The 19534-nt window shown below is 36.7% G+C and carries 18 protein-coding genes; 12 read left to right on the top strand and 6 right to left on the bottom strand.

What is annotated here, in order from left to right:
* Positions 1-61 precede the first annotated feature (61 nt).
* The 8 genes from AC5P2S_RS04160 to AC5P2S_RS04125 all read left to right on the top strand — a co-directional run bounded on the left by AC5P2S_RS04160 (position 62) and on the right by AC5P2S_RS04125 (position 6406).
* Positions 62-886, top strand: a complete 825-nt coding sequence (locus tag AC5P2S_RS04160; RefSeq protein ID WP_494556325.1) for an SDR family oxidoreductase — start codon at positions 62-64, stop codon at positions 884-886.
* A 131-nt stretch (positions 887-1017) separates the two neighbouring features.
* The gene (locus AC5P2S_RS04155; protein WP_494556324.1) at positions 1018-2049 is read left to right on the top strand and encodes a Gfo/Idh/MocA family oxidoreductase; all 1032 of its coding nucleotides are present in this window, start codon (positions 1018-1020) and stop codon (positions 2047-2049) included.
* Positions 2050-2100: 51 nt separating this feature from the next.
* Positions 2101-2343 carry a hypothetical protein gene (locus AC5P2S_RS04150; protein WP_494556323.1) on the top strand — a complete coding sequence of 81 codons (243 nt, stop codon included), beginning with the start codon at positions 2101-2103 and terminating at the stop codon, positions 2341-2343.
* Entirely contained in the window at positions 2325-2630 is a 306-nt protein-coding gene (locus tag AC5P2S_RS04145) for a type II toxin-antitoxin system RelE/ParE family toxin (RefSeq protein WP_494556322.1), read from the top strand. Before AC5P2S_RS04150 ends, AC5P2S_RS04145 begins: the two co-directional genes overlap by 19 nt.
* A 102-nt stretch (positions 2631-2732) precedes the next feature.
* Complete coding sequence (locus tag AC5P2S_RS04140) at positions 2733-3701, top strand: Gfo/Idh/MocA family protein (RefSeq protein WP_283417403.1); 969 nt, start codon at positions 2733-2735, stop codon at positions 3699-3701.
* 78 nt (positions 3702-3779) lie between these two features.
* Positions 3780-4679 carry a 3-hydroxyacyl-CoA dehydrogenase family protein gene (locus AC5P2S_RS04135; protein ID WP_494556321.1) on the top strand — a complete coding sequence of 300 codons (900 nt, stop codon included), beginning with the start codon at positions 3780-3782 and terminating at the stop codon, positions 4677-4679.
* A gap of 76 nt (positions 4680-4755) precedes the next feature.
* Positions 4756-6087 carry a hypothetical protein gene (locus tag AC5P2S_RS04130; RefSeq protein WP_494556320.1) on the top strand — a complete coding sequence of 444 codons (1332 nt, stop codon included), beginning with the start codon at positions 4756-4758 and terminating at the stop codon, positions 6085-6087.
* A 79-nt stretch (positions 6088-6166) separates the two neighbouring features.
* Positions 6167-6406, top strand: a complete 240-nt coding sequence (locus AC5P2S_RS04125) for a DUF8828 family protein (protein WP_120213461.1) — start codon at positions 6167-6169, stop codon at positions 6404-6406.
* Positions 6407-6527: 121 nt separating this feature from the next.
* On the opposite strand, the gene AC5P2S_RS04120 is transcribed toward AC5P2S_RS04125, so the two are convergent.
* Positions 6528-6818 (bottom strand): helix-turn-helix domain-containing protein, encoded by a 291-nt coding sequence (locus AC5P2S_RS04120; RefSeq protein WP_494556319.1) that lies wholly within the window; start codon positions 6816-6818, stop codon positions 6528-6530.
* Between the two features lie 164 nt (positions 6819-6982).
* Here AC5P2S_RS04120 and ccoN point away from each other — a divergent pair, with 164 nt between their 5' ends.
* Positions 6983-9271, top strand: a complete 2289-nt coding sequence (gene ccoN / locus AC5P2S_RS04115) for a cytochrome-c oxidase, cbb3-type subunit I (protein WP_494556318.1) — start codon at positions 6983-6985, stop codon at positions 9269-9271.
* A gap of 22 nt (positions 9272-9293) precedes the next feature.
* Complete coding sequence (locus AC5P2S_RS04110; RefSeq protein ID WP_494556317.1) at positions 9294-10175, top strand: cbb3-type cytochrome c oxidase N-terminal domain-containing protein; 882 nt, start codon at positions 9294-9296, stop codon at positions 10173-10175.
* 98 nt (positions 10176-10273) lie between these two features.
* On the opposite strand, the gene AC5P2S_RS04105 is transcribed toward AC5P2S_RS04110, so the two are convergent.
* A complete protein-coding gene (locus AC5P2S_RS04105) occupies positions 10274-10675 on the bottom strand; it encodes an META domain-containing protein (protein ID WP_283418199.1) in 402 nt (133 codons plus the stop codon).
* Between the two features lie 266 nt (positions 10676-10941).
* Here AC5P2S_RS04105 and AC5P2S_RS04100 point away from each other — a divergent pair, with 266 nt between their 5' ends.
* The gene (locus AC5P2S_RS04100; protein ID WP_494556316.1) at positions 10942-11388 is read left to right on the top strand and encodes a KTSC domain-containing protein; all 447 of its coding nucleotides are present in this window, start codon (positions 10942-10944) and stop codon (positions 11386-11388) included.
* 109 nt (positions 11389-11497) lie between these two features.
* Here the strand turns inward: AC5P2S_RS04100 and AC5P2S_RS04095 are convergent, their stop codons facing one another.
* The 4 genes from AC5P2S_RS04095 to AC5P2S_RS04080 all read right to left on the bottom strand — a co-directional run bounded on the left by AC5P2S_RS04095 (position 11498) and on the right by AC5P2S_RS04080 (position 17817).
* Positions 11498-14686, bottom strand: coding sequence for an efflux RND transporter permease subunit (locus AC5P2S_RS04095; RefSeq protein ID WP_494556315.1), 3189 nt, complete (start codon positions 14684-14686; stop codon positions 11498-11500).
* A gap of 6 nt (positions 14687-14692) precedes the next feature.
* The gene (locus tag AC5P2S_RS04090) at positions 14693-15754 is read right to left on the bottom strand and encodes an efflux RND transporter periplasmic adaptor subunit (RefSeq protein WP_494556314.1); all 1062 of its coding nucleotides are present in this window, start codon (positions 15752-15754) and stop codon (positions 14693-14695) included.
* A 21-nt stretch (positions 15755-15775) separates the two neighbouring features.
* Positions 15776-17116, bottom strand: coding sequence for a TolC family protein (locus tag AC5P2S_RS04085; protein ID WP_494557002.1), 1341 nt, complete (start codon positions 17114-17116; stop codon positions 15776-15778).
* Between the two features lie 107 nt (positions 17117-17223).
* Positions 17224-17817, bottom strand: a complete 594-nt coding sequence (locus tag AC5P2S_RS04080; RefSeq protein ID WP_494556313.1) for a TetR/AcrR family transcriptional regulator — start codon at positions 17815-17817, stop codon at positions 17224-17226.
* A 228-nt stretch (positions 17818-18045) separates the two neighbouring features.
* Between AC5P2S_RS04080 and AC5P2S_RS04075 the strand changes: the two genes are divergently transcribed.
* Entirely contained in the window at positions 18046-19251 is a 1206-nt protein-coding gene (locus tag AC5P2S_RS04075) for an RsmB/NOP family class I SAM-dependent RNA methyltransferase (RefSeq protein ID WP_494556312.1), read from the top strand.
* Positions 19252-19534: the final 283 nt, after the last annotated feature.

Raw genomic sequence — 19534 nt, 5'->3', positions numbered from 1 at the left:
ATAAATCTAGACCGGATTATAATCTATAATCTATACGTCTATAATCTATTAAGTCTCAAAAATGTTAGATAATCAAACTTTTTTAATTACCGGAATTGCAGATGAAAATTCTCTTGCAATGAAAACCGCCGAAAAAATCTTGAAGAACAACGGCAAAGTTGTTTGTACTGGATTAGGCGTGACCTCATTTCACAAAAATCTATCCGAAAAAGCAGAATCCTTTCTCAATAAAAATTATGAAGATTTCGAAAATGCCTGTAAAAAAGTATTGGGAAATGATGTTTACACCGCGCCACTTGATGTGACTTTGCCAGAAAGTTTAAGTCATTTTGCTGATGATTTGAAAACAAGAAATATCGAACTGAACGGTTTTCTTCACGCCATCGCAATGGACAAAACCATTAGAAATAAGTCTGTAAAACCAATGCTGGAAGTGACTGCAGAGGAATTCAATGATACGATGAATGTGTCGGCATTTTCGCTGGTGACACTTTGTCATTCGTTATTATCTAATGGTGTTTTGCAAAACGGTGCTTCGATTGTTTCGCTAAGTTATATTGCGGCGGAGAAAGTTTCTTTTTTTCCATACATCAATATGAGTATTGCAAAAGCAGCTCTTGAAAGATTGACGATTGAAATGGCCTATGAATTGGGAAAAAAATACGGAATCCGTGCCAATGCGATTAGATTCTCACCTTATATGGGAAGCAAGGCCGGAAACGCAACGCTAAAAGTGGAAGATGTAGAAAGAGCAAATAGAATCAGTCCGTTGGGAAATGCTTTGCCCGAAGATTTGGCGCATGAGATTGTTCATCTTTTCCGAAAAGAAACCAGAATTACTGGAGAAATCCGTCACGTGGATGGTGGATTTCATATTATGGGATAACAATTATAATTTTAAATTAGAGATTCTAAATTTTAGATTTCCAGAAATAATTAAAATAGATTCAAGTCGCAGGCTTTGTGGCTTGAATTTTTATTTAGTTAAATTGCATCATCAAAATTATTTAAAAATTTATGAGACAGATAAAGACAGCTTTGTTGGCTTATGGTGGTTCGGGGAAGTTGTTCCATGCACCGTTTCTTGAGGTCAATGATGGTTTCCAACTGATTGGAGCCTACGAACGAAGCAAAAAAAATATACAAACCGATTATCCCAATGTTAAAAGCTTTAATTCTCTTGAAGAAGTTTTAGAAAGTGATGTGGAATTAGTTGTTGTCAATACTCCAATTGACACACATTTCGAATTCACAAAGAAAGTTTTGGAAGCCGGCAAACACGCTTTGGTGGAAAAAGCTTTTACGACAACTTCCCAAGAAGCGGAAGAATTACACAAATTGGCTAAAGAAAAGAATCTGAAACTTTGTGTTTATCAAAACCGCCGATATGACAGCGATTTCCGAACCGTGAAAAAAGTTTTGGAAGAGGATTATCTCGGAGAAATCGTCGAAGCAGAAATCCGGTTTGAAAGATACAATCCCGAATTGAGCCCGAAAGCGTGGAAAGAAAACGGTAATCCCGGCGCAAGTATTTTGATGGATCTGGGTTCGCACGTGATTGATCAGGCTTTGACATTATTTGGAAATCCTGAGAAAGTTTTTGCTGATATCAGAAAAATACGAGAGAATACACAGATTGATGATTACTTTGATATCCTTCTTTATTATTCTGATAAACGTGTCAGGTTGAAATCGAGTTTTTTTGTTAAAGAAATGACGCCTGCATTTGTTCTGCACGGTAAGAAAGGAAGCTTCCTGAAACACAGAGCAGATGTCCAGGAAGATGAACTGAAATTAGGCAAAGTCCCGAATCGTGAGAATTGGGGAACTGAACCTGAAGACAAAACAGGACTTCTGGTTTATAATGGCAGAGTTGTCAATTTCCCTACTTTCCAAGGCAACTATCTGGATTTTTATGATGACCTTTACAATGCTATCGTCAATGACAAAAAGGTTCCTGTCACTGCAAAACAAGCTTTCCATACGATGAAAGTGATTGAAGCAGCGAAGGAAAGTTCTGAGAAAGAGGAAGTGATCTTTTTAAAATGAAAGTAATTAAGTTTTAATTTTTTATGTAAATTTGATATAAATAATTTCCAAATGAGCTCTGATGAATTACAATTAAAATTAGATGTTATTAATAAAATAACCGAATTAAAGGAAATTCGAGTGATAAGAGAAATCAAAAGACTTTTGGATCTTGAACTTGATGAAGAAATTTTTGAATTATCAAAACAACAACAAGACAGAATTGCAGAAGCAAGAAAAGAATATGCAAATGGAGACATTGTCACTCATGAAGAAGTGAAAAAAGAAATTGAACAATGGCTAAACGAAAAATAGTCTGGACTAATTCTGCAAAATTCGAGCTTAAAGAAATATTAACTTATTGGACCAATAAAACGAAATCCAAAACTTACAGCAAAAAACTCAATACACTATTTATTGAAACCATTGATTTGTTGTCAAAACATCCAAAAATCGGAAGGACAACAAATAATAAAAACGCTAGAATAAGTATTGTCCGAAATTATTTAATTTTCTACGAAATCAATGTAAAAGAGATAATTATATTATCAATTTGGGATGCAAGGCGAGATGAAAACCAAACGGATTTCGATTACTCTTAATAAAATAAAAATGACAAGACTCAGAATCGTAAAAAATTCCGGGTCTTTTTTTATTTGGATTTGTGATAATTCTTAAATTTACCTCCTTAAGAAAAATAAGCTATGATAAAAGCAGGACTTGTAGGCGCAGGACATCTCGGGAAAATCCATTTGAGATTACTGAATCAATCTGAGAAATACGAACTGGTTGGTTTCCACGATAAGGATGTAGAAAACGGAAGAAAACTGGAAGCCGAATTAGGTTATAAATATTTTGAAAGTTTCGAGGATTTGCTGAACAAAATCGAGATGCTGGATATTGTAACGCCTACAGTTTATCACTACGATTATGCCGTAAAAGCGATTGAAAAAGGCATCCACTTTTTCATAGAAAAACCTGTAACACAAACACTTCAACAAGCGGAAGAAATTCTTTACAAATGCAGAGAGTTTGGAATCAAAGCACAGGTTGGCCACGTAGAACGATATAATCCGGCTTTCATTGGTGCGAAAGATTATATTCAGAATCCAATGTTTATTGAGATTCACAGATTGGCGGAATTCAATCCTAGAGGAACGGATGTTTCTGTGGTTTTGGATTTGATGATTCACGACCTGGATATTTTACTGAGTTTGGTTAAGTCGAAAGTGAAACAAATCCACGCCAGCGGTGTTTCTGTTGTGAGCAAAACGCCTGACATTTGTAACGCCAGAATCGAGTTTGAAAATGGTTGTGTAGCAAATCTCACGACTTCCAGAATATCGATGAAAGCGATGAGAAAATCTAGATTTTTCCAGCAAGATGCTTATGTTTCCGTAGATTTTCTGGAGAAAAAAGCAGAAGTTATCCGAATGAAACCGGCGCCGGAAAATCCGTCCGACTTTGATATGATTATCGAAAATGCGGAAGGCGAGAAAAACCAGATCCTTTTCGAATATCCAAATATTCAACCCAACAATGCGATTCTTGATGAATTGGAAAGCTTTGCGAACGCCATTGAAAATGATGTTCCAGTAGAAGTTTCTTTGGAAGACGGAACCGAAGCTTTGAAGGTGGCTTTGGAGATTATGAGGTTGATACAGAAAGGTTAATTTCAGGATTCTGAAAATATGATATATTTACAGCCGGATCAAAAAATTTAAATTAAATAATAATCTTAGAAACATATAATGAAAAACATTGTTGTAATAGGCGCCGGAACTATGGGGAACGGCATCGCTCATACTTTTGCTCAAAGCGGATTTACCGTTAATCTTGTTGATGTAAAGCAAGAGAATCTTGATAAAGCACTGAAAACAATTACCATCAATCTTGATCGCATTATTGCGAAAGGAAATCTAACGGAGGAGCAAAAAAATCAAACTCTGGGCAACATTACAACATTCACGGATCTTAAAGATGCTGCTCCCAATGCTGATCTTATTGTAGAAGCAGCGACAGAAAATCTTGATCTGAAATTGAAAATCTTTGCTCAGATTGATGAACTAGCTCCAGAAAATTGCATTCTGGCAACTAATACTTCATCCATTTCCATAACGCAAATCGCAGCTGCAACCAAACGTCCGGAAAAGGTGATCGGCATGCACTTTATGAATCCTGTCCCGATTATGAAACTGGTAGAAATCATCAAAGGTTACTCTACTTCTAAGGAAACTTTTGATACGATTTTCGAAATGTCAAAACAACTGGAAAAAGTTCCTGTAGAAGTGAATGATTATCCGGGATTTGTTGCGAACAGAATCCTGATGCCGATGATCAACGAAGCCATTGAAACGCTTTACAACGGTGTTGCCGGTGTTGAAGAAATAGATACGGTAATGAAACTGGGGATGGCACATCCAATGGGACCTTTGCAATTAGCAGATTTTATTGGTCTTGATGTTTGTTTAGCTATCTTAAATGTCATGTATGACGGCTTTAAAAACCCTAAATATGCCCCGAATCCTTTATTAGTCAATATGGTAATGGCAGGCAAAAAAGGTGTGAAATCCGGCGAAGGTTTTTACGATTATTCTGAAAGTAAGAAAGCAGAAAAAGTTTCGAAAATGTTTTCGAATCAATCTAATTAACATTTAATCATAGATTTAAATTACGATATTTAACTTTGTCAAATCGTTTTTTGACAAAGTTTTTTTATTTTTAACCATGATTTCGATAAAACTCAATTCAAAATATGAAAAAATCCTTCAGGTTTTTTTGATCATTACAACCTATGTAATGATCATCCTGAGGTTTCTTTTAAATGAAAAAGGACGTGTAAATCCGGATTCTATCAGATACATGCGGCAAGCAGATATGTTTCCTGTCATAGATAATACAACTGCACCGTTAGGATATTCTTTATTCATAAAATTCTTTACTTTTTTCGGATTGGACGAATTCTGGAGCAGCAAACTGATCGGGATTCTTGCTTACACTTTTATCCTGATCTTTGCTTACAAAAAAAGATTTTTCTTTAAAGAATCATTGATTACCTCTGCCTTGTTCAGTTTTGTAAGCATCTATTCTTACACCATGAGCGAAGCCCTGACATTACCTTTTGTGATCCTTTTTTTTTACACAGCACGCCAAATCATTAAGAACCGAATAAGCCAGGTGAAAGGTATTTTATATCTAAGTCTCTTGCTGATCATACTTCTTAATATCCGTTACAGTGCCTTGTTTTTTTGTATAGGAAGTTTGATTTTCGGTGTGATGAAAATCGGGAAACATTACTGGAAATCCTTCGCCATTTCCGGTTTTTTGGGAATAGGATTTTACGGACTTTACAAAATAATTTTTATCGATTATTTTAATAAAGATTATGTCAATACCTTTTTGGAAATCGGTTTAAAATCTACTCCACAATTGTTATTGGAACTATTCCAGGGATTAACGACAACATTTAATCCTTTTATTCATATCGCAGATCCCAATGGTGGAATTATCAATTACGGTATCTACGGAATTGGCGCAATCACAATAATGATTATGGTTTTTCTTTTTATCAGAGCCAAAATTTCCGAGACAGAGAAATTCATTCTGATTATTTCATCAGTAACAATTATTTTATCCTATTTTGTTCAGTACGTATATTCGGTTAACGCCATAGATTACCGATTACTGGCTCCTTTTTCTATAGGAATTTGGATTGTTTTTTTGAGGAGAATATTTTTATTTTTTGATGACGCAACTTACAGTATTGCTTTTCTGAGCTTACTGACGGGATTTGTTTTTACATGGTTATCAAAGGGCAGTTATCTCGACAACAGAAAATCTATCACACAGTTTTTGACGAGTGAAAAACTCATAGACAAAGAATTAAAATTCTATGTAAAGGATCAATTTGATAATGACGGGCAAACTGCCGAACTTATCAGTACGGTTAATCCAAGGATTTATATCACAGCCAAGGCTTCAGATACTCTTAAAAAAGATGTTCTGACAAGATATAAAGTGGAAAAGAAAATCAATATCAAAAAAAATAATTATCAATAATTTGTTCCGGGAATTTTTCTATCTTTGAAAAATGGAGTGAGAGTCACAAATACTCTGATTTATTTTAAAATTTTATATTATGAAATTACCTAAGTTTTTATTAGCAGACAATTCTGAATTTCCAGAAGATCTTTTTGTAGTACACACAGAGTATCCGCGTTTTATCCTTAATGTAGAAGAAGAGGATGTTGAGTGGTTGGATGACTTGGAAGGAGACGATGAAGAAACTGTAGCTAACGAAGCTACGAAAGTTGTTGAAGAAGCTTTCAAATGGTGTGATGAAGAACTTGCAAAATACGACGACGAAGACGAAGAATAAAATCAAGGAGCTCAAATAAGCTCCTTTTTTATTTTAAATCATAATAATTTTAGATTAAAACACTTAAATCTTTTTAACAATCCCTCATTTGTCTTAATGAGATTGGCAATAATATACACTATTAAAGTTCTTTTGGTACAGATATATTATTTTTTTTTAAGAACTGGAGCAGATCATTGTATTTCTGTTCATAATCATTTCTACCACATTGATCCGAAATGCTGCAAACATCCGAAGGTTTAATATCCAGAATTGCAGATATTTTTTGTAAAATTTCAAAATTGATCCTGACCTTAGAATTCTCGATATCCGAATAGGATTTTTGGGAAATTCCCATCTCAAATGCCATATACTCCTGTGTCAAATCCTTTTCCCTTCTAATTTTTCTGATATTTTCACCGCACAATTTCATAGCTTTTTGTTTTAGTAGTTTTTAGTATAGTTTAGAGGTAAACCTACTAGCCATACACAAAACTACAAAATACCTTTGTGAAAACATATAATCCTGAGGATGATATTCATTTTTTGGGCAGAAAAGCCCTGAAAAAAAATGGATTCCCTCCTTAAAATATGAATATGGAAACACAAAAATTTTATTACGACAATAATATTGTCAGAGCATTTCTGTATGCTACCGTAATATTCGGGCTTATTGGCTTTCTTTTAGGAATTACCGCTGCGCTGATGCTATTCTATCCGGAGTTGCCAGAGTTCTTATTTGGGACAGATGACACAACTATCCAGAGTCTACGCAGTGGAAATATACAAGGTCTTATCAGCACGCAAGGAGCCTTGGGATTTGGAAGAATCAGAATGCTCCATACCAGCGCTGTGATCTTTGCCTTTGTTGGCAATTCAATTTTTGCAGGTATTTACTACTCTCTGCAACGACTTCTCAAAACCAGGATGTGGAGTGATACATTGTCCTGGATTCATTTTTGGGGATGGCAGCTGATGATCCTATCTGTTGTTATTACCTTTCTTTTAGGTATTAATACTTCCAAAGAATACGCAGAGCATGAGTGGCCGATTGATATCCTGATCACTGTAGTATGGGTCATTTTCGGTATCAATATGTTTGGGACTATCGCCGTAAGAAGAGTAAGACACTTATATGTGGCAATCTGGTTCTACATCGGAACTTGGGTTGCGGTGGCGATGCTCCATATATTCAACAACTTAGAAGTTCCATTATCATTTACAACCTGGAAATCATATTCTGCCTATGCGGGTGTTAAAGATGCTTTAGTGCAATGGTGGTATGGTCATAATGCTGTAGCATTCTTTTTAACAACCCCGGTACTCGGTATAATGTATTATTTTGTACCAAAAGCTGCTGACAGACCAGTTTTCTCATACAAATTATCAATTATCCACTTCTGGTCATTAATCTTTGTTTATATCTGGGCTGGACCTCACCATTTACAATACACCGCATTGCCAGCTTGGGCTCAGGCTGTAGGAACAGGTTTTTCTATTATGCTGATCGCACCATCTTGGGGAGGTATGCTGAACGGACTTCTTACACTGAGAGGAGCTTGGGATAAAGTAAGAGAAAATCCGGTTCTTAAATTCTTCGTAGTAGCTGTAACTTGTTATGGTATGGCAACTTTCGAAGGACCACTTCTGGCTACAAAGACATTAAACAAAGTTGGACACTATACCGATTGGGTAATTGGTCACGTACATATCGGTGCACTTGGATGGAACGGATTCATGGCATTTGGAATGATCTATTATCTCGTTCCAATCATGTGGAGAACCAAACTTTGGTCTGTGAAATTAGCTAACTGGCATTTCTGGTTGGGAACATTGGGAATTATTTTCTACGCCGTTCCTATGTACATCTCAGGATTCACACAAGGGTTGATGTGGAAACAGTTCAATCCGGATGGGACTTTGGTTTATAAAAACTGGCTGGATACCGTAACGGCAATTCTTCCTTATTTCAAAATGAGATTTGTTGGTGGGCTACTTTATTTCACAGGATCGATTCTCATGGTAATCAATACCATAGCAACCGCCCGAAATGGCTCATTCCAAAAAGAAGTTTCCGTTGAGGCTCCAGCATTGACCAATACCAATAAAACAAGGAAAAACGGAGAATCATTTCATCTCTGGTTAGAAAGAACACCATTGTATTTTTCAATATTCGCGTTTATTGCATTAGCCATTGGTGGAGCGTTGGAAATATTTCCTACGATCTTTGTAAAAGACAACGTCCCTACGATTTCCGCGGTTAAGCCTTATTCTCCATTGGAATTGGAAGGTAGAGATATCTATATAAGAGAAGGATGTAACGCTTGTCACTCACAGATGATCCGTCCTTTCCGTGATGAAGTGGTAAGATTCAACGGGAAAAATGGACAGTACTCTAAAGCAGGAGAATTCATCTATGACAGACCTTTCCTTTGGGGATCTAAGAGAACAGGGCCGGATTTGCAAAGAGAAGGCGGTGTAAGACCGGATTCTTGGCACTTCAAACATATGTACAATCCAAGATCGACATCTGCAGGTTCCATTATGCCTAGATATCCTTGGTTAATCGAGAATACTCTTGACAGAAGCAAAACAAAAGCTAAGTTGGAACTGATGAAAAATACTTTCGATGTTCCATATACAACAGCACAGATTGATACGATGGACAATTGGATGAATCACCAGGCGAATGCTATTGTTAAGAATGTATTTGCGGAAGCTGATGATGTTAAAAAATCTTTTGCAGAAGCCAAGGCTAATAAGACAAAAGCCGGTGAGCAATTTGTACCGCTTGAAAAGAGAGAGATTGTGGCATTGATATCTTACCTGCAAAGGCTGGGAACCGATATCAAAACAACAGAAATAAAAACTGCCAGCATACAGTAATTAACCGTGAAAATTTATTGAAATGAAAACGAGAACCCCGATTTTTATCAGAATTGCCGCCATTATCATCATTAACATTCTCATCTTTGAAGTATCAGATACCACAGATTATTTCAGGTCACCATTATTTTGGGGAATGTTCATTATATTCATACTGCTTGTTTTGATAGCCGATTCTATAATGGACCTGGTAGAAAGCACAAACTTTAAGATGCTTTCGGAAGAAGAAAAAAAGCAATATCTGGAAGACAAGGCTATCCCTTATTTCCAAAAACTCTGGAACGCTGCATTCAAAAAGCAGACAGACAAGGAAGAAAAAAGTCTGCTCATTGACCACGGCTTTGATGGTATCACCGAGCTGGACAATGCTTTGCCAAAATGGTGGCTGGGCCTGTTCTACTTCACGATTGCCTACTGCTTGGTATATCTCGTCGCATTCGCCTTTACAGATTATGCCCATCCCGACGCTGAATATCAGAATGAAGCCAAAGCTCAGCTGGCGTCCATCAGCGAGTACGAAAAGACAGCTCCTGCAATAGACATAGATAATGCAGTCTACAGTTCGGACAATATTGCCGAAGGAGAACAGATCTTCAAGACCAATTGTGTTTCCTGCCACTCAGCGGGCGGAAAAGGTGGCATAGGTCCTAACCTGACCGATAAATATTGGATCAACATCAAGCAGAAAAGCCTTTTCAAAAATGTGTTCTGGATGTTGCAAAACGGATCACCAAACAACCCTACAATGAAAGCTTTTATAAAAGAAGGCATTATTACAAGTAGAGACGCTGAAAAAGTTGCGGCCTACATCTATCATATCAATCAGGAACAAACACCAATAACTGAATCTCAGGGCGGTGCTGCCCCGCAGGGTCAAGAAGCCACTTGGGAAAATAATAAATAATTACAAATCCATATCCACATGACTTGTTCGACCTTATCCGGACAAGTAAGGCTGCCTTCTTAGGCAGCCTTTTATACAGATGTGCCTTACCGAGGCTATTACTGTTTATTAAACTTTAGCAATAACAGATTATCTTTATAAAGTTCTAACGTAGTATCTGTAACTACATATTTATTAACTTCCTGTAATACGCTCAGGTAACTTGTTTCAGAAGTCATATTATTACACATCTTCTTTGTTGAGCCAATATTTTTTGCCGAGAAATTTCCCGCAGATGTATCAATTGTAGCATCTGAAAAATAGTTGTTGCAGCCCGCATTGCCAGAGATTCTGTTTTGCTCGATCAACAATGTCGGCTTATTGGCGATATCATCTGCCAAAACCCATTGTGTACCAGTAATCGGTGCCTGATTCTTTCCCAGCTTAGATGCATTCCCTACTCTGCTTGTACAAGAAACAATGATTAGTGATAATATTGTTGTTAAAAAAAGATTTTTCATCTGTTCAGATTTATTTTTTATAGTAAGACGTAACACCGTTAAACCTTGTCTTGTTCGGACAGTCTTGAAACCGGTGTTTCATTTTTGTAATAATTACCTTTCAAAGATAATGTTTTCTTTTTAACATATATTATTGTCAATAACTTAAAATTAAGGCCACTCAAAATAATAATTTTATAATACAATTAACTTAATAATAATGAATTAGTTATAATTAATAAATTTTAAAAGTCTAATTTTGCATCCCGAAATTAAGAAATATCATAATGAAAAAAATTGCTGAATACAGAAAACTTCTTGATGTAGATAAAAATGTAACTCTGAAAGATCTGAAAAATATCTACAGAAACACAATGAAGGATACACATCCAGATAAATTCATCAATGATGAAGCGGGAAAACTGGAAGCTGAGGAGAAAAGTAAATCTGTTATAGAAGCTTATCATTTCCTGGTAAGTATCAACGAAGAAACTCAGGAAAAATATAAAGAAGAATATGCGGACACTATTTCAAATTCTATCATTGCAGATTTCTATCTTGAAAAATCCATACTGAAAGTCCAACATCTGAATGGGAAAATGTTCGAATATATCGGCGTTCCAAGAAATACTTACATCAAAATGGTAAACTCCGACTCGCCAAGCCGTTTTGCCAGAAGACACATCTACGGGAATTTTATTTACAGAAAATCCGGCGAAGTAATGGTAGATTAATTTTCGGATATAAAATAATTAAAGCTCTCGGTTCCGGGAGTTTTTTTATTTAAACATCACAAAAAAGACAGCCCGAAGGCTGCCTAAAGTGTATAATAAATAATTGAGATTAATCTACGTGTTTCGGCGTGTAACCGTCTTCGCTGAGTTCTTTGTGAACATAATCAGCTTTCATTTCGGCTTCATAATCCACTTTCTCGTGTTTGCCCATTCTTCTCAAAATCGAATCAAATAAGGAATAAACCACAGGAACGATAATCAGGGTCAGGAATAATGATGACGTCAGACCACCGATAACTACCCAAGCAAGACCTTTGTTCATCTCCGCTCCTGCTCCACTTGCCAATGCAATCGGCAACATCCCGAAAATCATCGCAATCGTGGTCATCAAAATCGGACGGAGACGGGCGTGATTGGCCTGAACCAAAGCATCGTGTGTATTAGCGCCTGCCGCTTTTCGCATATTGGTAAAGTCGACAATCAGGATCGCGTTCTTCGCTACGAGACCAATCAACATAATCATCCCGAGCATCGTAAAGATGTTGAGAGAGTTTCCGGTCAATGCCAGAATCAACATTACTCCAATCAATGCCAGTGGAATAGAGAACAATACCACGAACGGATAAACAAAACTGTCATAAAGCGAAACCATTACCAGGTAAACCAACACGATAGCTGCTAATAAAGCAATACCTAAAGTACCGAAACCTTCGGTCTGGTTTTCCATATCACCACTCCAGATGTATTCTACACCAGCAGGTTTAGTTTTTTCATTATTCATAAACATGGCTGCCCATTCGTTGGCAACGTCACCGACCGGACGACCCACCACTTTTGATTTTACTTTTACAGAAGGTGCTTTATCCCTACGTTCCAGCAAACTCGGACCGGAACCCATTTTAACTTGAGCAAACTGACTTAATCTGATCTGCTCACCTTTTGGATTGGTAAATATCAGGTTTTTAACATCATCAATGGATTGTCTGTTGTAATCTCCAAAACGGATGTTAATGTCATATTCATATTCACCGGCACGGAATTTCCCATCCGTATTCCCGTTGAATGCTGTCTGCATCGTCTGCCCAACGCTGGAAAGATTCAGTCCCAAAGCGGACATTTTATCTCTGTCGATATTCACCTGAACTTCCGGATTTCCTGTATCGGTGGATAATTCCGCATCTACAGCTCCCGGCACTTTTTTCAATAATGCGAGAATTCGGTTAGCTTCTTTGTTTGCTGTCTCGTTATCCTGCGCCGTTACTACCAATTCGATAGGTGCATTGTCCGCTCCCATCAGACCAATTGGTGCAGTTTTAAATTCAACACCGGTGAATTTTTCGGCCAACGCTCTTTTGATTTTGGCTGATTTGATATCGGTACTTTCAGAACGTTCGGATTTATCTGTCAGAATCACCTGGATCTCTGATTGATAAAGTGTTGCCTGTGCACCACCAAAACCGGTGGACTGCTGACCAACTGTCGTAATCAAATCCACAACGTCTTTGTCGTTTCTAAGGAATCTTTCAACTTCCAGGGTTACCTGATTGGTTTTTTCAACTGAAGCATCTTTCGGCAATTCCATCTGAACAAGGAACTGACCTCTGTCCATTTTAGGGAAGAATTCCCCACCAATAAACCCAAATGCCACTAACATAAATGAACCTATCAATATAAGAAATGTTACAATAACGGTCATTATTCTTCTTAATGTCGTTTTCAGACACCATTCCAAGATTCCTGTGATCCAGTGCGTAAATTTGTCCAATTGTTTCTCAAACCAAAGAATGAATTTCTCAAAAGGATTTTTCCCGGTAAGATGAACCAATTTCCCAAATCTTGAAGATAACCAAGGAATAATCGTAAACGATGCCAATAATGAGAATAAAGTTGCAATAACCACCGTGACGCAGAATTGTGCCAGGATATTCGCCACCAAACCTGTACTCATCGCAATTGGAAGGAATACAACCACAATTACCAAAGTAATAGCGGAAACCGTAAATCCAATCTCTGCAGCACCATCGTAAGCGGCACGGATTCGGCTTTTACCCATCTCCATATGCCGGTAAACGTTTTCAAGAACCACAATCGCATCATCCACAAGAATACCTACAACCAATGACAATCCGAGTAAACTCATAAGGTTCAAAGTGTAGCCCATCAGATTCATCCCGATGAACGTTGCAATCAATGAAACCGGAATGGAAACCATTACGATAAAGGCATTTCTGATATTATGAAGGAATAACAACATCACTACAGCCACCAGAATAATCGCCAGGAACAAGTCAAAGATTACGTGATTTGCTGCTTCCAAAGTAAAATCTGTACTGTCATCAACAATTTTAACTTTAACACCCTGAGCAGCGTAATTCTTCATTACCTCATCCACCGTTTTCGTAATGCTTTCCGATACGGAAACTGCGTTGGCATCCGATTGTTTCTTGATTTGCATCAAAATAGTCGGTAACTGATTGAATCTCGCTACTTTTTCCACATCTTTCTGTGAGTCGAAAACTGTAGCAATATCAGACAATCTTACCTGAGCACCATTTTTAGATGAAATCACAAGGTTGTTCAGTTCCGCAACGGATTTATATTTTCCTTCTAATCTGATTGTAGATTTGGAAGTTCTCGTTTTCAGCGCACCAGTCGGGAAGTCAAGGTTAGAGGAAAGGATAGCCTGCTGAACATCAGAAATGGCCAATCCGTAACCTTGCAGTTTTTTCTCATCCAGATTAACCTGAATCTCTCTCTCCTGACCACCAATCAGGTCAACCTGAGCCACACCGTTCACACGGGAAAAAATCGGCTCAATCTTTTTATCAAGGAGATCGTATAGCTGCTTGTTATTCATTTTATCACTAGAAATACTCATTGTGATAATCGGTAGATCATCCAAAGAGAATTTATTCAGTGAAGGTGTTTTTGCATCATCCGGAAGGTCTGCAAGAACCGCATTAACCTTACGCTGTGCATCATTCAATGCATAATTGACATCGGCACCTGCATTCAGCTGAACCATAATCACCGAGAGACTTTCATAAGAAGAGGCTTCCACTTTTTTCACATTCTCAAGAGAACCAACGGCATCTTCAATCTTTCTCGTTACCGAGGTTTCCACCTCACTTGGTGACGCTCCAGGATATACTGTGGAAATCGTTACCATATTGGTTTCAAATTTCGGGATCAATTCGTACCCCATCATAGAGTAACTCAACAGACCTCCCAGCGTGAGAATCGTAAACAATACGATAACCAACGACGGTCTTTTAATGGATATTTCTGCTAACTTCATCTTCTCTTACTTTACGATATTGATTTTAGAACCGTTGTCCAGGTTGATCTGTCCGCTGGTAATTACCTGCTCACCGCCATTAAGGCCGCTCAGGATCTGAACTTTATCTCCATAAACCTTTCCGGTTGTCACTTTTATTAATTTGGCCGTTCCGTTATTAACTATGAAAAGCTGACCTGAGCTTACACCGTTTACAAAAGCTTCTGCCGGAACTGTCAGCATATTTTGGGTTTCTGCACCGTGATTGGTTTTGAAAAGTGCCGTTGCATACATACCGGCTTTCAGGTTTCCTCTGTTCTGAACTTCTATTTCCACCGGGAAATTGAGAGAAGCATCACTTTTCGGCGCAATAAATGTTATTCTTCCCGTGAATTTTTCATCAGGTAAAACATTAACATTAATATCAACTTCCTGCCCAATCTGGATTCTACCAACCTGACTTTCATCAACAAGAACAGAAAGTTTCAACGAATTGATATTGACGATTTCGAACAAAGCTGTTCCGGTTGCAACAACCATTCCCGGCTCTACCATTTTTTTGTTAATCATACCGCTGATTCCGGCTCTCACACTGGTATCATTGACTCTTACACCCTGCGCTCTTACTGCTGACTGGGCATTTTTCAGCTGAAGTCTTGAGTTATCCAGTTGTTGTTTTGTCACACCACCTGTTTTATAGGCATTTTCATAACGTTGGTTATCAATAATGGCATTTTGTAAATTATTTTGTGCCTGGGTAACATCTACTTCTATCGCATCTCTTTTGATTGTCGCCAAAACCTGGCCGGCTGCAACTCTTGAGCCTTCCTTCACGAAGACATTTACTACTCTTCCCGCAATATCAGCCGACTGGTTAGATTCCTGTTTTGGAATGAATGTTCCGTTCGCCGAATACTCCGTATTAACATCCTGTCTGGAAACCGTCACTACATTCACATTGATTTTGTCCACCTGCTTTGCGACCTCTTTTACTTCAGCTTCCTGCTTTTTCTTGTTATCAACAATTTTGTAAGCAGCCAGACCAACCAGAACTGCTGCAACGATGATATATATTAAAGTTTTTTTCATTTGGAATATTTATTTCGTAGTTTATTTTAAATAAGTTTTAAGCTCACCTTTTGATTTGTAATACTGGATCTCTGCTATTTTATAATCAAGAATTGCGTTGGTATAATTATTTTTAGCCTGCACCAAGGAATTTTCAGCATCAAGTAAATCTGTCAATGTTGCCAATCCGTATTGATAATTGCTTTTTGTATCAGCCAATACACTTTCAGCCAGTTGTACATTTGCTTTTTGATTTTCAATTGATGACAAACTATTTTCGATTTGTGATTTTGCATTTTGGTAAGCTTGATCCAATCCAAGTTTGGTATCTTTTAAGTCTGCTTCCAGCTTATCGATCTCGATTTGATTTTGCTGGACTTTGGCTTTGGTAGCAAAACCATTGAAAATCGGAATATTAATACCTAAACCGATTGCAGAATAGTCTGACCAATATACACCGTTAGATTTACCATTAGTTAAAGGAAACTTGGCTCCCAAACCTTGCCAGTTATAGTTAGCAGTCAGGTTAACTGTCGGATAGTATCTTGCAATTGTAGCCTTTTTCTGATATTCGAGAAGTTCCTTATTTTTCAATAAAACCTTTACTTCTGTTCTACTGTCTGTACTTATCATATCTTCCAAAAGATGCGGTGTTACTTCCATATCTCCAGGCACGAGCTGAATCTTAGTTTCAATCGGCATTCCCATATAAAACTTAAGCGCATTTTCTGCTTGAGCAATTCCATTATTACTTTGCTTGATACTGGTTTCGATATTCGTTAAATTAACGTTGGTTCTATCGAGATCGATTTTTTTTGACAATCCGTTATCAAACAAACTTTTGATGACATTCCTTACTTTTTCTGTACTTGCAAAGCTACTTTCCAGAGTATTTTTCTTTTCCTGAGCCGTAAAAACCTGAAAGTAAGCGTTAGAAACCCTTTCGATGATCTGCTCATCTGTAAGATCTGCATTCAGCTGATAAAACTCTTTGGTTGATTTCGCAGCTTTTAAGCCTATAAATACTTGCTGATCGAATAATGCTTGCTGCAACTGGACACCTGCTCCGGCAATCCATTTCTGCCCAAATGGAACCATTACTATTGTTCCTGGCGCGCCAAAAAAATCACCAGGCAAAGCGCTTTTCTGCAAAATTGGATTATAATTAAGATTGGCTGTCCCATTAATCTTAGGAAGAGCTCCGGCTTTTGCTTCCAGAATTTTCGCATCAGCATTTGTAATATCAAGCTTTGCTTTCAGTGCATCAGATTTGTTCTGCAAAGCATATTCTATGGCTTGTTTCAAGGTAATTGTCTGCTGAGAGTACAATAAAGACCCTGTTACAGTCAAAATGCCTAAAGCCAGTTTTCTCCACTTTATCATCTTGTTACTTATCATAATTTATTACATAGTTTAATTTCATAATCGTTTATTTTTTAATCTTTTACTTACTACGGACGATTATATCCGGAAAATACCTTAACATTATTTTAATTTTTGAAAAGCATATTGAGAATAATGTTCTTTCTGTCCGCAATCAGTCTGTCAAATTCCTTATCATCAATCATCATGTTCTCCATAAAAAGTGGTCTTACAGCACTTGGAAATACAAGAAGGGATACCATATTGAAAATAAATTGGATCGGCTCCATTTTTTCTATATTCCCTTTATCCATCTCAATTTTGATATCTTTAAGAATTTGCTCCTTGTGTTCTTCATCAATTTCTTTTCTGTGAAAACTTCCTTTATTGATCTGAGAAACTATGTAAGTTTCCAGATAAGGATACTGCAAACTTGTTTGTAAACCGTTCTCTATAAAATGAGCGATCTTCTCTTTGAATGGTAAATCAGATTTTTGAATGACTTCTGATTTTTCCTTTTCAACCCTTTGTGCTTCTTCAAAAACAATCTGAATCAGATTATCTTGAGAGCGGAAATAATAATTAATCAACGTTCTATTAACACCAGCTTCATCTGCAATCTCTTGTGTTGTAGCATCAAATCTACCCTGAACAAAGAAAAGATTCTTAGCTGTTTCTTTGATTAATTCTTGTGTTTGGTCTTTTTTTGCTTGATTTGACATTTTTGTTAAACAAATTTGTGCAAATTTAAATTAATTTTATTTTGTTGACAAAATTGTTAAACAATAAAATTAAACAATTTTGAAAATTTAATACAAAATTAACATAGTGCATCTCTTCCTCACTTTACATAAGACAAGAATTAGCAATCATAAACACACTTTTCATTAGAATTTATTGACACTTTTATTTTTAGTAGATTTGCAGACTTATTTACTTCATTAATTTTTATGGAACTAATTCACCGAAATCTTTTAATCGGGATTCATGATGCACTTCAGGAAACATTTTTCCAGGAAAAAAAATATGCTGATAAAGTTATAGAACGTCTGCTGAAAGCTCACAGAAAGTGGGGAAGCCAAGACAGGCAGACTGTTTCTGAGATTTTTTACAACATCATCCGCTGGAAAAAACGCCTCGAATATTATATGGGCGAAGGTGTAAAACCGAATAATGTTTATAAACTGATACTGGCATATCTTCTTTGGAGCAAAAGTCATTACAAAAAATTCGAAGAGTTCGATGGAATCAAAATTGCCGATATTCTTACCAAACTCAAAAAAGGCACTGTTCCTACAAAAGCTATTGAATATTCTATTCCGGAATGGCTAGCAGAAACTCTTGAAAAAGAATTAGGCAAAAACTGGGAAAGAGAAATGCTGGCTCTTAATGAGCAAGCACCAACAGTTTTACGAACTAACACTCTTAAAACAACTCCTAGAGAATTAATCGCTGATCTTAAGGATGAAAATGTAGAATCTTTCACGATCAAAAATTATCCGGATGCGGTTCAATTGGAAGAAAAAAAGAACGTTTTCCTTACTTCTGCTTTTAAAGATGGTTTGTTTGAAGTTCAGGATGCCAGTTCTCAGAAAATTGGAGAATTACTGGATGTGAAAGAAGGGATGCGTGTTGTAGATGCGTGTGCTGGAGCTGGCGGAAAGACTCTGCATCTGGCCGCTCTGATGAAAAACAAAGGACAAATCATTGCTCTTGATATTTACGAATGGAAATTAGCAGAGCTTAAAAGACGTGCAAAAAGAGCTGGTGCTCATAATATAGAAACCAGAGTGATTTCTGATAACAAAGTCATTAAAAGGCTCCATGAAAAAGCAGACAGATTATTGATTGATGCGCCTTGTTCCGGATTAGGCGTTTTGAAAAGAAACCCGGATTCCAAATGGAAAATCGATCAGGATTTTATCGACAGAATAAAAGGTGAACAACAGCAAATCTTACAAGATTATTCGAAAATTCTTAAAAAAGGAGGACAAATGATCTATGCAACTTGCTCAATTCTACCATCAGAAAATAATGAGCAAGTCAAAACATTTTTGGAAAACAATCCGGAATTCACTCTCATCAAGGATGAAAAAATAATGCCTAGCGAAGGTTACGACGGTTTCTATATGGCATTAATAAAACGTAATGGATAAAAAAATTCCTGAGATCAAATAAATAATCTGCAGGAATTAAAAACACAAATGATGAAAGTGCAAAACTAAGATATATTTTTAGAAAAAATCTTATCATTTGGTAAGAAAAACAAACTTTTATTATTTAAAATTTAATTCAATATGAATCTTTTACAGCTATAGTTTAATTTAATTAATCGACTATTAATAAATATAAGATACCTTGTTTAATTCATTCTGAGTTACTAATCAATATCATATTTTAGAATCATTCTAAATCATATTTAATACTTAAATTTGTATC

Source organism: Epilithonimonas sp. 33E (genome assembly GCF_059372615.1).
The sequence above is the reverse complement of the archived record's forward strand: the minus strand, read 5'-3'. Positions and strand labels throughout refer to the sequence as shown.